Genomic DNA, 13,305 nt, shown 5'->3' on the forward strand with positions numbered 1-13,305 from the left:
TCCGGTGGGGGCGGGGAAAGGGTCACCAGTGGCGCGAGTAGTGCAGGCCGTAGCCGAAGGGGAACAGCGCGGGCTTGCCGTCGCCGACGTTGATCGGCTGCTGGTCGGCGCTGCGCATCCAGGTCACCGGCAGCTTGCCGGACGGGTTGTAGGCGCCGAAGAGGACGTCGGCGACACCCTGGCCTTCACTGCCCGGCAGCCACGACTCGACCAGCCCGGCCCAGTCCGGCAGCTGCGCCGAGATGTCGAGCGGCCGCCCGGACACCAGGACGACGACCGTCGGCACCCCGGAGTCCTTCAGCTTCTGCAGCGTCGCGAGGTCGGTCGCGTCGAGACCCATCCCTTGTGGACGGTCACCCTTGCCTTCGGCGTACGGCGTCTCCCCCACGACCGCGACGGCGACGTCGTAGCTCTTGTCGATCCCTTCGCCGTCCTTGGCGTAGGTCACCTTCGACGAGCTGCTCTTGATGCCCTGCAGGATCGTGGTCCCCGGGATGACCGGGCCGCTGGTGCCCTGCCAGCCGACGGTCCAGCCGCCGGACTGGTTGCCGATGTCGTCCGCGCTCTTGCCGGCCACGAAGATCTTGTCCCGCTGGGAAAGCGGCAGAACGTTGTGCTCGTTCTTCAGCAGCACCTGGGATTCGCGGACGGCCTGGCGTGCCAGGTCGCGGTGCTGCTTGCTGCCGATGGTGATGAGGAACCGCCGGTCGGTGAGCGGGTGCTCGAAGAGGCCGAGCTCGAACTTCTTCGTGAGGATGCGCTTGTTGGCGTCGTCGATCCGCGACATCGGCACACGGCCTTCTTGCACCAGCGTGCGCAGCGTGTTGATGAACTTCTGCCACTCGAAGGGCACCATCACCATGTCGATGCCGGCGTTGATGGAGGCCTCGACCTCTTCCGGGGTGAAGCCGGTCTTGCCGTCGATCTTGTCGACGCCGTTGTAGTCCGAGACGACGATGCCCTTGAAGCCGAGTTCTTTCTTGAGGACGTCGTTGATCAGGTACGAGCCGGCGTGCATCTTGACGCTGTTCCAGCTGCTGTAGGAGATCATCACCGAGCCGACCCCGCGCTGGACGGCGGCTTTGAACGGCGGCAGGTGGATCTGGCGCAGCTCCTTCTCACTGATCTCGGTGTTGCCCTCGTTGACCCCGCCGGTGGTGCCGCCGTCGCCGACGTAGTGCTTGGCGGTGGCCAGGACCGAGCCGGGCTGGTCGAGACTCCGGCCCTGCAGGCCGGTGATGATCGACGTCATCTCGGTGGCCAGCTGCGGAACCTCGCCGAAGGACTCGTAGGTGCGGCCCCAGCGGTCGTTGCGGGCGACGCACAGGCAGGGCGCGAAGTCCCAGTCGATGCCGGTGCCGGAGACCTCTTCCGCGGTGGCGCGGCCGATGCGTTGCACGAGGTTCGGATCCCGCGTCGCGCCGAGGCCGATGTTGTGCGGGAAGACAGTGGCGCCGTAGAGGCCGTTGTGGCCGTGGACGGCGTCGACCCCGTAGATGAGCGGGATGCCGAGCGGGGTGGCGAGCGCGGCCTTCTGGAAGCCGTCGTACATGTCGGCCCAGGTGACGGGCGTGTTCGGCGTCGGCTGCGAGCTGCCGCCGGAGAGTAGCGAACCGAGCCGTCCGGTGGTGACGTCCTGGGGGCTCGTGACCCCGAGGCGTTCGGCCTGCATCATCTGGCCGAGCTTGTCGTCGAGGCTCATCCGGGACATCAGGTCGGCGACCCGGACCTTCACCGGACGCCAGGAATCCTTGTACGCCGGGCCGTTCCCGGCGAGGGCGGGGGTCTCCGACGCCACCAGCAACCCCAGTGCCAGTGCGCCGATACCCAGTCTGCGTCCGAGACCCATCCGGGTCCTCCTCGTCGAGAGACCGAAATTCACGCCTTGAATTAAGACACAGGCTTTCGGCGTTGGTCCAGACCTCTGACCGAACTCGGTTTCCGCTCAGCGGGATTGGCGGCTGCGGTCAGTAGCTGACCTAATTCGGCTCTACGGTCGCCCCATGACCCGCGAACACGAAGACCTGCTGGACATGCTGACCGAGGTCCGGAAGCGCCTGCTGATCCCGGCCCGGGACATTTCGGACGCCGACGCGTCCCGCCGGACGACGGTCAGCGAGCTGACGCTGGGTGGCTTGATCCGCCACCTGGCCACGGGCGAGCGCATGTGGCTACAGGTCCTGAAGTCCGCCGACGGTTCCCTTCCGGACGGCATGCTGGACACGGCGCAGTACTCGATGAGCGAGACGCTGCCGTACTGGCTTTCGGAGTACTCGGCCGCGGCCGCTTCGACGGACGAGTACGTGCGGTCGCTGCCTTCGCTGGACGTTTCGGTGCAGCTGCCGATGACGCCGTGGTCCCCGCCGGAGCCCCAGTTCTGGTCGGCCAGGAGGATAGTGCTCCACCTGATCCACGAGACGGCGCAGCACGCCGGGCACGCGGACATCATCCGGGAGTCGCTGGACGGGGCGAACTCCACCGCCCAGCTGAGCGCCTGACTACTTCGGAGCCTTTGGCCTGCGCAGAAGGGAGATCAAGCACCGGAGAACAGCGAGTGCATCTGCTCGACGGCGCTCGTGCGGGTGAAACAGCGCGACCGACACCGCCATTCCGAGGTAGGCGGCGACGGGGAGGCCGATGACCAGCAGGGCTACTTCAACCACGGACATCGCGAGAAACCCCGTAGCGCAGGCTCAACACAGAAGATCCGAGGCGGATTTCATGGTCATAGTCGGAGAGCCTGGTGGCGGACGCACCGCGGACACCGATGTTCGGATCGGTCAAACAGCCGACGATGTCGTCCGGATAGGGGTGCTCAGCCCAGCACAACTCCCATTGCCCGCCTGAGCCCCAGAGCGATATCCGGCCGCCGTGGTCGATCGGATACGGCCGCCTCAAGGGATCCGTCCACCAAAGGCCGAGCGCCCAGCTGCCTGCCGGGTCGCGAACGTCCAGGCAGCCGACGAGCGCACTGAGAAGAGACTCGATCTCCACCGTCATCGGCGGAATTCGAGCTCGCGCGGCGCGTTCGGCGGAAGAGATCGCAATGTCGGCAGCGGGAAATCGGCGAATCCAGGATGAATGCCGACCTGACTTGCCAGCCTGGACGGCCGCAATGGATGGGTACGCCGACTGCCTGGCAAGAGTCAGCCGTCCACCCGTGACAAGGTCCACAAGGTGGTAGACCTGGTAGTCCGCGCTTGCCGACACCCGCAATCCCGGTATGAAGTGGCTGGGATTGGGAGAGCTGGAGAGCAACCGACCGAGAGCATTTTCAAGTGCGTGAGCGACGATGCAAACGAGCTCGTCATACCTCGGCGAAACAGTCATTGTGTACGAAAGGAAGGCACGAGCACTGTGCAAATCAGCTTCCGAGAACGGGCTGCTGCCGTTGTTCTCGTTGAAGAGATGCACGGCCAGCATCGCACGAAACCGCCGTTGTCGAGGAGAACAGTCGGTCACGCCGAGATCGCCACGAGCGACTCCGGCTCCGGCAGCTGTCTTGTCTTCACCCGTGTAGGCCCGGCGGGTCTCGCGAAGCGAACGGCGAGGAGAATGAGGCACACGTGATCCATTCTTGCGTTCCGGCCCGCAATTGGTCACGGCAGTCATGGACAAAGCTCAGATCACGTGAAGCGGGCGCACTACACCCTCGGCCTTGTCTGCGGTGTGGCGCCGGAGCCGCTTCCGCCAATGCCGTCACGGTCCTTCACGCAGACCGCCGCCCTTTTCGGGCGACGCCACAGTAGCACGCAGGTCAGCGGTCCGAGCGCAACGACGCCGGGTCGAAGGAATCCCAATACGCGTCTTCATCTTCAACACTCGAGGCAGCCGGCGCCGGCGCTTCCCCAGCAGCACCCAGCCGTTCTTCCCGCTGCCGCTGGAACTCCTCGACCGTCATCCCCGGGTCGTCGTCCTCCGCCCGGGCCGGCGCCGGCATGCCCGTCATCTGCTCGATCATGAACGTCATGTCCTCGCCCAGCAGCAGGGCGACCTTGTTGTACCCGTCCTGGGTCGCCTCGCGCATGGCCGCCTGGGCGATCTCTACCACCAGGGGGCCGAGCTGCTCGCCGAGGTTCACCGCCGACGGTGCCAGCCACAGCCGCAGGAGCTTGCCGCGGGCGTCGACCGTCACCTCGACCTGGCCGTCGAGGTCGTGGGCCGTGCCCGAGGCCGAGGCGAGCAGCTCCTCCACTCGGGACATCGCCTCTTCGCGGGCGCGGGCTTCGGCGATCAGCTGGCGGGTCGTGATCACCGCGGTCACCTTCCGTACGAGTAGGTGTCGGCGTCCGGGTCGTCGTCCGGGATCGGCTCGTAGCCCAGGACTTCCAGCTGCGACGCGTCCACGACCGGGGCCAGCGCGTGGTACATCTTGTCGCCCGCGCGGCGCGTGGCACGCTGGGCCAGCTCGAAGATCTGGTCGGCGAGCACCGCCGAGGTGTTCCGCAGCGCGGACCGGTGGATCGTCAGCCCGGTCAGCAGCCCGCCCGGCGCCACCTGGACCTCGATGGCGTCCGTCGACGCCTTGCCCACCACCGGGCCCGAACGAGCGAAGCGCGCCTCGGCATCCGAACCGGCCCGTTCCGCCTGCTCGGCGGCCCGGGCGACCGCCAGATCCACGTCGAATTCAGCCACGATGTGAAGCTACCCCGTCGGCCGGTAGAAGCCGATGAACTGCTGTCCCGCGTTCGTGGTGCGGATTTTGCTGATCTGCACCGGGTCGCCGGCTTCGACCATCTGGCCGTCGCCGATCACCATCGCCACGTGGCCGGACCACACCACGAGGTCGCCGGGCAGCAGCTGGTCGATCGACGGCACCTCGGCGCCCACGGTCTGCTGCTTCGCCGTGCGCGGCAGCTGCAGGCCGGCGTCCTGGTACGACGTCATGGTCAGCCCGCTGCAGTCGAGGCCCTGGCCGCGCGCGGTGCCACCCCACACGTACGGCACGCCGAGCTGCGAAAGCGCCGCGCGCACGGCCTTGGCCGCGGTCTCGTTCGGCGCCATGACCTGCTTGCCGCCGGGCAGGTTGATGCCTACGCCGGTGCCGGGCTGCGGCGGGATCGCGATTGGCAGCCGCGGCTTCGAGACGGAGCCACCGCCCCCGCCACCGCCGCCTCCCCCACCACCGCCGCCGCCGGAGTCCCCACCGCCGGAGTAGCCGCTATCGGAGTTGAAGGAGGACGCCACCTTCGTCGGCGCCGCGCTGCTCGAGGACGTCGTCTGCTCGCCGCCGCCCAGCCGGGTGCCGATGTCGGTGAGCTGGTTGATCGTCTGCTCACTGAAGGTCGCGGCCTGGCCGGTGAGCTGGCTGATCTTGGTCTGCAGCTTCATCAGGATGTCGCGCGACGCGGCCGCGCGGCTCTCCGGCGGCTGGATCGACTTCACCGCCGCCAGCGCCTTCATCGACGCCGAGATCTCCTTGATGATCTGGTCGCGGACCTGGTCGTTCTTGATCTCGCCCAGGTTCAGCGTCTCGGCGGCCTCGGCGACCGCCTTCTCGATCTCGGCGCTCTCGTCGAGCAGGTCCTGGACCTCCTGCTCCAGGCTCTTCGACGTCGCGGTCGCGCGGTCGGTCGTCGAGCCCGAAGTCGCCGAAGCGAGGTTGACGCGCTGGTCCGAGGCGACGTCGCGGGTCTTGCCCACCGACGTCTGCAGCGCGACGTGCGCGTCCCGCGCGCCGCCGATCGCGGCCGGGTCGTGGCGCAGCTTCTGCGCGAACTGGTTCGGCACGTCCAGGCCGTGCCGGACGAGCTGGTCGGCGTGCTCGGTCACGCGAGATCCCCGAGGTCCCCGCCGAGCCGCCGGACGACGTCACCGTGCTCGGCTTCGACGGCCGAGTAGTTGCGGTCGGTCTGCCGGGCGGCTTCGCCGACCTGCCGCCAGCCGCCGCCGACGCGGTGCATCTTCTCCTGCAGCCCGCGCATCCGGCCGCTGTAGGCGCCGGAGAAACCGGACTCGCCGCCCATCTCCGAGAAGCCGTGGCCGCCGAGCGTCACGTGCGGGCCGACGTGCTTGTCGGCCGCGCCCTTGACGTCTTCACCGAGCGGGTCGACCTCACGCGCGTACCGCGAGTACGCGCCGTCGTCGACGTGAAACCCCTGATGCGAACCGTCCACTGGCCCTCCCTGTCACCGAGGGTGCGACGTGCGCTCGCCACCCCCGGTTCCCCTGGTCCGGGATTCAGCCTAGACCACGGTCCGTGCCCGGGTGGGCGAATTGCCCGGACTCAGCCGGTGACCTTCTGGAGCCAGCCGGGGTCCTGCCACGACACGATCGAGCCGTTCGAGGTGACCGTCGGCGTGCCGAACCCGCTCTGTCCGTTGCCGAAGTCCTGCGCCAGCTTCGGGTCGTTCCCGATCTGCTGGAAGGCATCGTTGATCTGCTGGTCGTAGGTGCCCGCGTTGACGGTTTGGGCGAACTTCGGGTCGGTGATGCCGACGTCCTGGCCGAGCTTGACCAGCTGCGCCTTGTCGTAGCCGCGCTTGCCCTCCTCGGGCTGGTTCGCGAACAGCGCGTCATGGAACTGGAGGAACTTGCCGGCGTCGGCCGCGGCGAGCGCCGCGTTCGCCGAGTCGAGCGAGTAGCCCGCCGGGTTCGAGCGGTCGTTGAGCAGCGGCACCATGTGGTAGCGCACCTGCAGCTTGCCGTCGTTGACGGCCTGCTCGATCTGGGTCTTGTAGGTCTTCTCGAACTGGCCGCAGATCGGGCAGAGGAAGTCGGCGTAGACGTCGATCGAGGCCTTCGCGCCCGCCTTGCCGACGGTGACGACGACGCCGTCGCGCTTCTGCGTGACGTCCCCGGCCAGCGAGCTCGTGGTCTCGCCGGGGTTGATGACCTGGCCCTCGGTCTTGTTCCGGTCCGAGATCGTCCAGATCACGCCGCCGATCACGAGCGCTGCCACGACGACCACGGCGGAGATCCCGATGATCCACTTCCGCTTGTCGCCGGCGCTGCCCCTGGCCTGGGCCACCGCCTTCGCTCCGCCCGCCTGCGCGGCCTGCCGACGCTTCCGAGCGGTCCGCTCAGCTCCACCCACTGTGTATCAGTTCCCTTCCGCGATACCCGAGTAGTCGTTCCCGGGCTCGGTGGAGTTCCCGCGACCTCGCGCGAGCCAGCCGTCGAGCGACAGCCAGGTGCGCGGCCGCGCCAGCAGCCACCCGGCCAGCAGCGCGAAGCCGGAGTCGCGGAGGATCTCCTGCGGGTACTCGGTCTGCCCCGCCGCCACCTGGCCACCGCCGCCGAAGCACCCGCAGTCGATGCTCAGCCCGCGCGCCCACGACTGGGCGATCCCGGCGATGAGCACCACGAGCAGCACCAGCGCGGCGCCGGCGACCCAGCGGGTCGCCAGGCCGGCGAGCAGGAACAGCCCGAGCACGAGCTCGACGAGCGGCAGCGCGATGGCCACCACGTTGGCGAGTGCGTCCGGCAGCACGTCGTACGCCTTCACGGCGATCAACGTCTGACCCGGATCCGCCAGTTTCAGCGCGCCGGAAACGAGCCAGACGGCTGCCAGCCCGAGCCGGGCGAGCGTGCCGACGGCGTCCAGCACGGGTTGGGACGGTCGCACCACGCACTTAGGCTAACGGGAGGACCTGAGAACCACGTGAGGGCACGGCGACGGCGAAGGGAGGGGCGCGATGCGGCTGCGCATGCTCCTCTGCTCGGCGTTGCTGCTGGTCACGGCGGCGGCGTGCGGTCCGGCCCAGGTCTCGCCGAGCGACTCGCTGGTCACCAGGGCCAGTGCCACGGATCACCTGACCATCGGCATCCGGTTCGACGCGCCGGGGCTTTCCGAGCGCACGGTCGACGGGCGGTTCGTCGGGTTCGACGTCGATGTGGCGACCTTCGTCGCCTCGGAACTGGGTGTCGCGGCGAAGGACATCACGTGGCGCGAGACGACGTCGGCGACGCGCGAGACGGACCTCACGTCGGGCGCGGTCGACCTGGTCGTCGCGACCTACTCGATCACGGACAAGCGCAAGCAGGTCGTGGCGTTCGCCGGGCCGTACTTCACGACCGGCCAGGACCTGCTGGTGCGGCGCACGTCCCCGGACATCACCGGGCCGGAGGCGCTCAACGCGCGGCGGCTGTGCTCGGTCACCGGCTCGACGCCGGCGCAGCAGGTCAAGGACAAGTTCGCCCAGGCCGTGCAGCTGGTCGAGTACCCGCGCTACCCGGACTGCGTCACCGCGCTGCTCGCCGGGCAGATCGACGCCGTGACGACCGACGGGGTGATCCTCGCCGGGTACGTCGCGCGCGACCCGGAGCTGCTGAAGGTGGTCGGGAAGCCGTTCTCGAAGGAGAGCTACGGCGTCGGCCTGCGCAGGGGCGACACGCAGGGGGTGGGCGCGGTCGACGACGCGATCCGGAAGATGATCTCCTCCGGCGAGTGGCTGCGCTCGCTCAACGAGAACATCGGGCCGTCCGGTTACCAGCTGCCCGCTCCCCCCGAGGTCACCGAGAAGTGAAGCTGCCCGACCTGCCCGTCCGTGCCGTGCTGCCGGACGTCCTCGCGGCGCTGGACGCCCACGGCACCGCGGTGCTCGTCGCGCCGCCCGGGACGGGGAAGACGACGCTAGTGCCGCTCGCGCTCGCCTCGGGCGCCGAGGGCCGGGTCGTGGTCGCCGAGCCCCGGCGATTGGCGGCGCGGGCCGCGGCGGCGCGGATGGCGGGCCTGCTCGGTGAGCCCGTCGGCGAGACGGTGGGCTACGCGGTGCGCGGCGACCGGAAGGTGTCGGCGCGCACGCGGATCGAGGTCGTGACGTCCGGGCTGCTGGTGCGACGGGTGCAGGGCGACCCGGAGCTGCCGGGCGTGTCGACGGTGCTGCTGGACGAGTGCCACGAGCGGCACCTGGACGCGGACCTGCTGCTGGCGCTGCTCCTGGACGTCCGCGCCGGGCTGCGCGACGACCTGCGGCTGCTGGCGACGTCGGCGACGGTCGCGGCCGGGCGGCTGGCCACGCTCCTGGGTGACGCCCCGGTGGTGACGGCGACAGCGCGAACCTTCCCGGTCTCCATGACGTACCTGCCGCCCGCGCGGGGCGAACGCGTCGAGGCTTCGGTGGCCCGTGCGGTGCGGACGGCACTGTCCGAAGGGGAAGGTGACGTGCTGGCGTTCCTGCCCGGCGCCGGGGAGATCGCGCGGACTTCGGGAATGCTGTCGCTGTCCGATGTGGACGTCCTCCCGCTGCACGGGCGGCTTTCGGCGGCCCACCAGGACGACGCCCTGCGGCCCCGCGCCCGGCGGCGGGTCGTGCTGGCGACGGCGGTGGCGGAGTCGAGCCTGACGGTCCCGGGGGTGCGTGCGGTGGTGGACTCGGGCCTGGCCCGCGTGCCGCGCGTCGACCACCGGCGCGGGCTGCCCGGGCTGGCGACGGTCCGGGTGTCGTCGGCGGTGGCCGTGCAACGCTCCGGGCGCGCGGGCCGCGAGGCGCCGGGCCGGGCGTACCGCTGCTGGGCGGAGCACGAGCAGGCGCTGCTCCCGGCGTACCCCGAGCCGGAGATCCGGACGGCCGAGCTGGCGCGGCTGGCGCTGGAGCTCGCGTGCTGGTCGACCCCCGACGGGAGTGGCCTGGCCTGGTGGGACCCGCCGGGCGAGGGCGCGCTGGCGGCGGGACGCGCGTTGCTGCGGGCGCTGGGCGCGACGGCGTCCGACGGAACGGTGACGGCTCGCGGGCGGCGGATGGCGGAGCTGGGACTGCACCCCCGGCTGGCCCGGGCGCTGCTGGACGGCGCGGAAGCGGTGGGCGCGCGGAACGCGGCGGAGGTGGTGGCGCTGCTCGACGCGGGCGCCACGCTGACCGACGTCGAGGCCGAACTGCGGCGGCTGCGGTCCGCGACCGACGAACCCGCGCGCCGCTGGAAGCGTGACGCACAACGGCTTGCGAAGCTCGTGACCGGGAGCGGAAAGCCGGATCCCGCGCTGGTCGTCGCGCTCGCGCACCCCGAGCGGCTGGCCCGGCGACGGTCCGGCGGCGCACCCGTCTACCTCATGGCCGGCGGCACCGCGGCCGAGCTCCCGCCGGGCAGCGGACTCGACGCCGAATGGCTCGCCGTCGCCGAAGCGACCCGCGACCCCGGCCGCGTCCACGGCACGATCCGGCTGGCCGCGGCCGCCGACGAGCGGCTCGCCACCCGCGTCGGCGAAGTGTCCGAAGTGGACGAGGTCGCCTGGGACGGAGACGTCGTCGCCCGGCGGGTGCGCAAGCTCGGCGCGATCACGCTGTCGTCGAAGCCGTTGCAGAACGCCGACGTCCACGACGCCCTCGTGACCGGCCTCCGCGAGAACGGCCTCGGCCTCCTGAAGTGGACGCAGGACGCGACCCACCTGCGCGAGCGGATGGCCTTCCTCCACCGCGTCGTCGGCGAGCCGTGGCCCGCGGTCGACGACACCGCGCTGCTGTCCGATGTGGACCGGTGGCTGGACCTCTCGAACGCCCGCCGCAAGGCCGACCTCGCGACGATCAACGCCGGCCAGGCCCTGAAGGCGCTCCTCCCCTGGCCGGAAGCGGCCAAGCTGGACGACCTGGCCCCGGACCGCCTCGAAGTCCCGTCCGGCTCGCACATCCGCGTCGACTACCGCGCCGACCAGCCCGTGCTCGCCGTCAAGCTGCAGGAGACCTTCGGCTGGACCGAGACGCCCACCCTCGCCGGCGTCCCCGTGGTCCTGCACCTGCTCTCCCCCGCCGGCCGCCCGGCCGCGATCACCGCCGACCTGAAGTCGTTCTGGACCAGCGGTTACCCGGCCGTGCGCGCCGACCTGCGCGGCCGGTACCCGAAGCACCCGTGGCCGGAGGACCCGGCCACCGCCGCGCCGACGCGGCACACCCGCCGCCGGGCCTGACGAAAGTCGGGGGCGGCCCGCGACCGTCGGCCGATGCCCCGGGAGGGCCGGAAACCGCAGACTCCGACGCATGATCACACTCAGGGGATTGACCAAGCGGTACGGCGAAAAGACCGTCGTCGACACGCTGACCTGCGACGTCGCGCCGGGCCAGGTGACCGGGTTCCTCGGGCCCAACGGCGCCGGGAAGTCGACCACCATGCGGATGACCGTCGGGCTCGACCACCCGCAGGCGGGCGAGGTGCTCGTCGGGGGCAAGCGGTACGCCGAGCTGCGGCACCCGCTGCGCGAGGTCGGCGCGCTGCTCGACGCCAAGGCGCTGCACCCCGGCCGCAGCGCCGGGAAGCACCTGAAGGCCATGGCGCAGAGCAACGGGATCCCGACGAGCCGCGTCGAAGAAGTCCTGGCGACCGTCGGGCTTTCGGACGTCGCGGGCAAGCGCGCCGGGCAGTTCTCGCTCGGCATGGGACAGCGCCTCGGCATCGCGGGCGCGCTGCTCGGCGACCCCGGCGTCCTGATGTTCGACGAGCCGGTCAACGGCCTCGACCCGGACGGCGTCCGCTGGGTGCGGCAGCTGATGCGGTCGCTCGCCGCCGAGGGGCGCACGGTGTTCGTCTCCAGCCACCTGATGAGCGAGATGCAGCTGACCGCCGACCACCTCGTGGTGATCGGCAAGGGCAAGCTCCTGGCCGACGCGCCGGTCGCGGAGTTCATCGCCGGCAACTCGCGGACGACGGTCTCGGTGCGCGTCCCGGTCGAGGGTGAACGCGCGAAGCTCGACGCGCGGCTGCGCGCCGAAGGCGGCCTGACGCAGTCCGGCGAGCTGGGCGAACTGCTCGTGGACGGCCTCGACGTCACCCGCGTCGGCGACCTCGCGCACGAGCTGGGCGTGCGTGTGCACGGCCTCGCCGAGCGGACGGCGTCTCTCGAGCAGGCCTACCTGGAACTGACCGCTTCTTCGGTGGAATACGGGGTGTCGGCATGACGACGACGGAAGCGCGCGGCGGCGGGCTGTCCGGCGCGGCCGCCGCGGAGTGGACGAAGTTCTGGTCGGTCCGGGCGACCTGGTGGTGCCTGGCAGGCGGGGCGGCCTTGCTGCTGGGGTACAGCACGCTGTCCGGGATCGCCCAGCGCTTCGACGACGACCCGCAGGCGGCGAACACGATCGCCCTCGGCGGCGGCTTCTACCTGGCACAGTTCGCAGTCATCGCGCTGGCGGCGTTGTTCGTGACGAGCGAGTACGCGAGCGGCGGCATCCGCTCGAGCCTGCTGTGGACGCCGGTCCGCGAGCGGGTCGTGCTCGCGAAGGCGGCGGTCCTGGTGCCGGTGCTCTTCGCTTACGGCGTGGTGCTTTCCTGCGCGGGCATGGCATTGGCGAGCGCGGTCAAGGACGGCCACGGCCTGCCGACGAGCTTCGCGGGCGGCTTCACGACGGCGACCGGCATGGGCGGGTACTTCGCGCTGCTGGGGCTGCTGTGCACCGGTGTCGCGTGGGCGCTGCGCAGCGCGGCCGGGACGCTGGTGACGGTGATCGTGCTGCTGGTGCCGCTGCCGCTGATCGTGGCGTCGCTGGGGCTGCCGGACCTCGTGCCGTACTTCCCGGGGATCGCCGGGGTGAACGCGATGGTCGAGGCCGGGCAGCCGAACCCGATCACGATGGCGGCGGCGCCGTACGCGCCGTGGGCCGGGCTGCTGATCTGCGCGGCCTGGGCGGCGGCCGCGCTGCTCGCGGGCACCGCGGTGTTGCGCCGCCGGGACGCCTGACTTCGGAGACCTGCTCAGGCCGGCCTGAGCAGGTCTTCGACCAGCGTGTCGACCAGTCCCTTGGGGACGCTCGCCCCGGTCAGGGCGCCGTAGACGATCGGGCCGAGGAGGGCGTCGAGGGTCGCGTCCGGGCCGAGCTGGGGTGAGATCTCGCCGGCTTCGGTCGCGCGCGTGAGCATTGCCCGTTCCCGCTCGCGGCGCGGGCCGAGGTAGCGCGTGCGGAAGCTTTCGGCGGTGCCGGGATCGTGCTGCGCCTGGCCGATCAGCGTGAGCAGGACCTTGCCGGCCGGGTCGCGGGTGAGGAACCGCGCGAACCCGCGCAGGTAGGCGCGGATGCCGTCCGCCGTGGGGTTTTCCACCGGCACGGGGAGGCGCTTCTCGCTGTCCTCGATGAGCGTGTCGAGCAGGATCTCGACCTTCGACGGCCACCAGCGGTAGATCGTCTGCTTCGCGACCCCGGCCCGGCGCGCGATCGCTTCGACAGTCAGCCCGCCGAAGCCGTGCTCGACGAGCAGGTCGTCCGCGGCGTGCAGGACGGCCAGCCGCGCGGCCTCGTCGCGCCGGTTCCCCGAGCGCGCGCGGGCGGGCTGGGAGTTCGCGGCGGCCATGCCGGGCACCCTACCCGCCGCCGAGGCCGTGATCAGGCCGCCGAGCCGTGCTACTGTCTAGACGCAACGTCTCGTCTAGGCAAACCGAGG

14 protein-coding genes are annotated in these 13,305 nt (G+C 70.8%); 5 read left to right on the forward strand and 9 right to left on the reverse strand.

Annotation, left to right across the window (positions count from 1 at the left end; translation table 11 throughout):
• Positions 1-22: 22 nt before the first annotated feature.
• On the reverse strand, positions 23-1,849 hold the full coding sequence (locus ACZ63E_RS25045) for a glycoside hydrolase family 3 protein (RefSeq protein ID WP_465338525.1): 1,827 nt from the start codon (positions 1,847-1,849) through the stop codon (positions 23-25).
• 154 nt (positions 1,850-2,003) lie between these two features.
• Here ACZ63E_RS25045 and ACZ63E_RS25050 point away from each other — a divergent pair, with 154 nt between their 5' ends.
• Positions 2,004-2,498: a mycothiol transferase gene (locus ACZ63E_RS25050; RefSeq protein WP_465338526.1), complete on the forward strand. Its 495-nt coding sequence runs from the start codon at positions 2,004-2,006 to the stop codon at positions 2,496-2,498.
• A gap of 157 nt (positions 2,499-2,655) precedes the next feature.
• On the opposite strand, the gene ACZ63E_RS25055 is transcribed toward ACZ63E_RS25050, so the two are convergent.
• The 7 genes from ACZ63E_RS25055 to ACZ63E_RS25085 form a co-directional block, all read right to left on the reverse strand.
• Complete coding sequence (locus tag ACZ63E_RS25055) at positions 2,656-3,612, reverse strand: hypothetical protein (RefSeq protein WP_465338527.1); 957 nt, start codon at positions 3,610-3,612, stop codon at positions 2,656-2,658.
• A gap of 145 nt (positions 3,613-3,757) precedes the next feature.
• The gene (locus ACZ63E_RS25060; RefSeq protein ID WP_465338528.1) at positions 3,758-4,255 is read right to left on the reverse strand and encodes a YbaB/EbfC family nucleoid-associated protein; all 498 of its coding nucleotides are present in this window, start codon (positions 4,253-4,255) and stop codon (positions 3,758-3,760) included.
• A 5-nt stretch (positions 4,256-4,260) separates the two neighbouring features.
• Positions 4,261-4,635, reverse strand: coding sequence for a YbaB/EbfC family DNA-binding protein (locus tag ACZ63E_RS25065; RefSeq protein ID WP_465338529.1), 375 nt, complete (start codon positions 4,633-4,635; stop codon positions 4,261-4,263).
• A gap of 9 nt (positions 4,636-4,644) precedes the next feature.
• Positions 4,645-5,772 (reverse strand): C40 family peptidase, encoded by a 1,128-nt coding sequence (locus tag ACZ63E_RS25070; RefSeq protein ID WP_465338530.1) that lies wholly within the window; start codon positions 5,770-5,772, stop codon positions 4,645-4,647.
• Positions 5,769-6,116, reverse strand: coding sequence for a hypothetical protein (locus tag ACZ63E_RS25075; RefSeq protein WP_465338531.1), 348 nt, complete (start codon positions 6,114-6,116; stop codon positions 5,769-5,771). The genes ACZ63E_RS25070 and ACZ63E_RS25075 overlap by 4 nt, the downstream gene beginning before the upstream one ends.
• Positions 6,117-6,226: 110 nt before the next feature.
• Positions 6,227-6,970, reverse strand: a complete 744-nt coding sequence (locus ACZ63E_RS25080) for a DsbA family protein (RefSeq protein WP_465338532.1) — start codon at positions 6,968-6,970, stop codon at positions 6,227-6,229.
• A gap of 72 nt (positions 6,971-7,042) precedes the next feature.
• Positions 7,043-7,549 (reverse strand): MauE/DoxX family redox-associated membrane protein, encoded by a 507-nt coding sequence (locus ACZ63E_RS25085; RefSeq protein WP_465338593.1) that lies wholly within the window; start codon positions 7,547-7,549, stop codon positions 7,043-7,045.
• An 88-nt stretch (positions 7,550-7,637) separates the two neighbouring features.
• Between ACZ63E_RS25085 and ACZ63E_RS25090 the strand changes: the two genes are divergently transcribed.
• From ACZ63E_RS25090 to ACZ63E_RS25105, 4 genes are all read left to right on the forward strand, one after another.
• The gene (locus tag ACZ63E_RS25090) at positions 7,638-8,468 is read left to right on the forward strand and encodes a glutamate ABC transporter substrate-binding protein (RefSeq protein ID WP_465338533.1); all 831 of its coding nucleotides are present in this window, start codon (positions 7,638-7,640) and stop codon (positions 8,466-8,468) included.
• Complete coding sequence (gene hrpB / locus ACZ63E_RS25095) at positions 8,465-10,843, forward strand: ATP-dependent helicase HrpB (RefSeq protein WP_465338534.1); 2,379 nt, start codon at positions 8,465-8,467, stop codon at positions 10,841-10,843. The genes ACZ63E_RS25090 and hrpB overlap by 4 nt, the downstream gene beginning before the upstream one ends.
• Before the next feature lie 70 nt (positions 10,844-10,913).
• A complete protein-coding gene (locus ACZ63E_RS25100) occupies positions 10,914-11,828 on the forward strand; it encodes an ATP-binding cassette domain-containing protein (protein WP_465338535.1) in 915 nt (304 codons plus the stop codon).
• Positions 11,825-12,607, forward strand: a complete 783-nt coding sequence (locus ACZ63E_RS25105; RefSeq protein ID WP_465338536.1) for an ABC transporter permease — start codon at positions 11,825-11,827, stop codon at positions 12,605-12,607. The genes ACZ63E_RS25100 and ACZ63E_RS25105 overlap by 4 nt, the downstream gene beginning before the upstream one ends.
• A gap of 14 nt (positions 12,608-12,621) precedes the next feature.
• Here the strand turns inward: ACZ63E_RS25105 and ACZ63E_RS25110 are convergent, their stop codons facing one another.
• A complete protein-coding gene (locus tag ACZ63E_RS25110; protein ID WP_465338537.1) occupies positions 12,622-13,215 on the reverse strand; it encodes a TetR/AcrR family transcriptional regulator in 594 nt (197 codons plus the stop codon).
• Positions 13,216-13,305 lie beyond the last annotated feature (90 nt).

Source organism: Amycolatopsis sp. NPDC104819 (assembly GCF_055583145.1).

Coding starts and splice junctions, on each gene's coding strand:
- ACZ63E_RS25045 (WP_465338525.1), bottom strand. CDS start 1,849: ATGGGTCTCGGACGCAGACTGGGTATCGGCGCACTGGCACTGGGGTTG.
- ACZ63E_RS25050 (WP_465338526.1), top strand. CDS start 2,004: ATGACCCGCGAACACGAAGACCTGCTGGACATGCTGACCGAGGTCCGG.
- ACZ63E_RS25055 (WP_465338527.1), bottom strand. CDS start 3,612: ATGACTGCCGTGACCAATTGCGGGCCGGAACGCAAGAATGGATCACGT.
- ACZ63E_RS25090 (WP_465338533.1), top strand. CDS start 7,638: ATGCGGCTGCGCATGCTCCTCTGCTCGGCGTTGCTGCTGGTCACGGCG.
- ACZ63E_RS25100 (WP_465338535.1), top strand. CDS start 10,914: ATGATCACACTCAGGGGATTGACCAAGCGGTACGGCGAAAAGACCGTC.
- ACZ63E_RS25105 (WP_465338536.1), top strand. CDS start 11,825: ATGACGACGACGGAAGCGCGCGGCGGCGGGCTGTCCGGCGCGGCCGCC.
- ACZ63E_RS25110 (WP_465338537.1), bottom strand. CDS start 13,215: ATGGCCGCCGCGAACTCCCAGCCCGCCCGCGCGCGCTCGGGGAACCGG.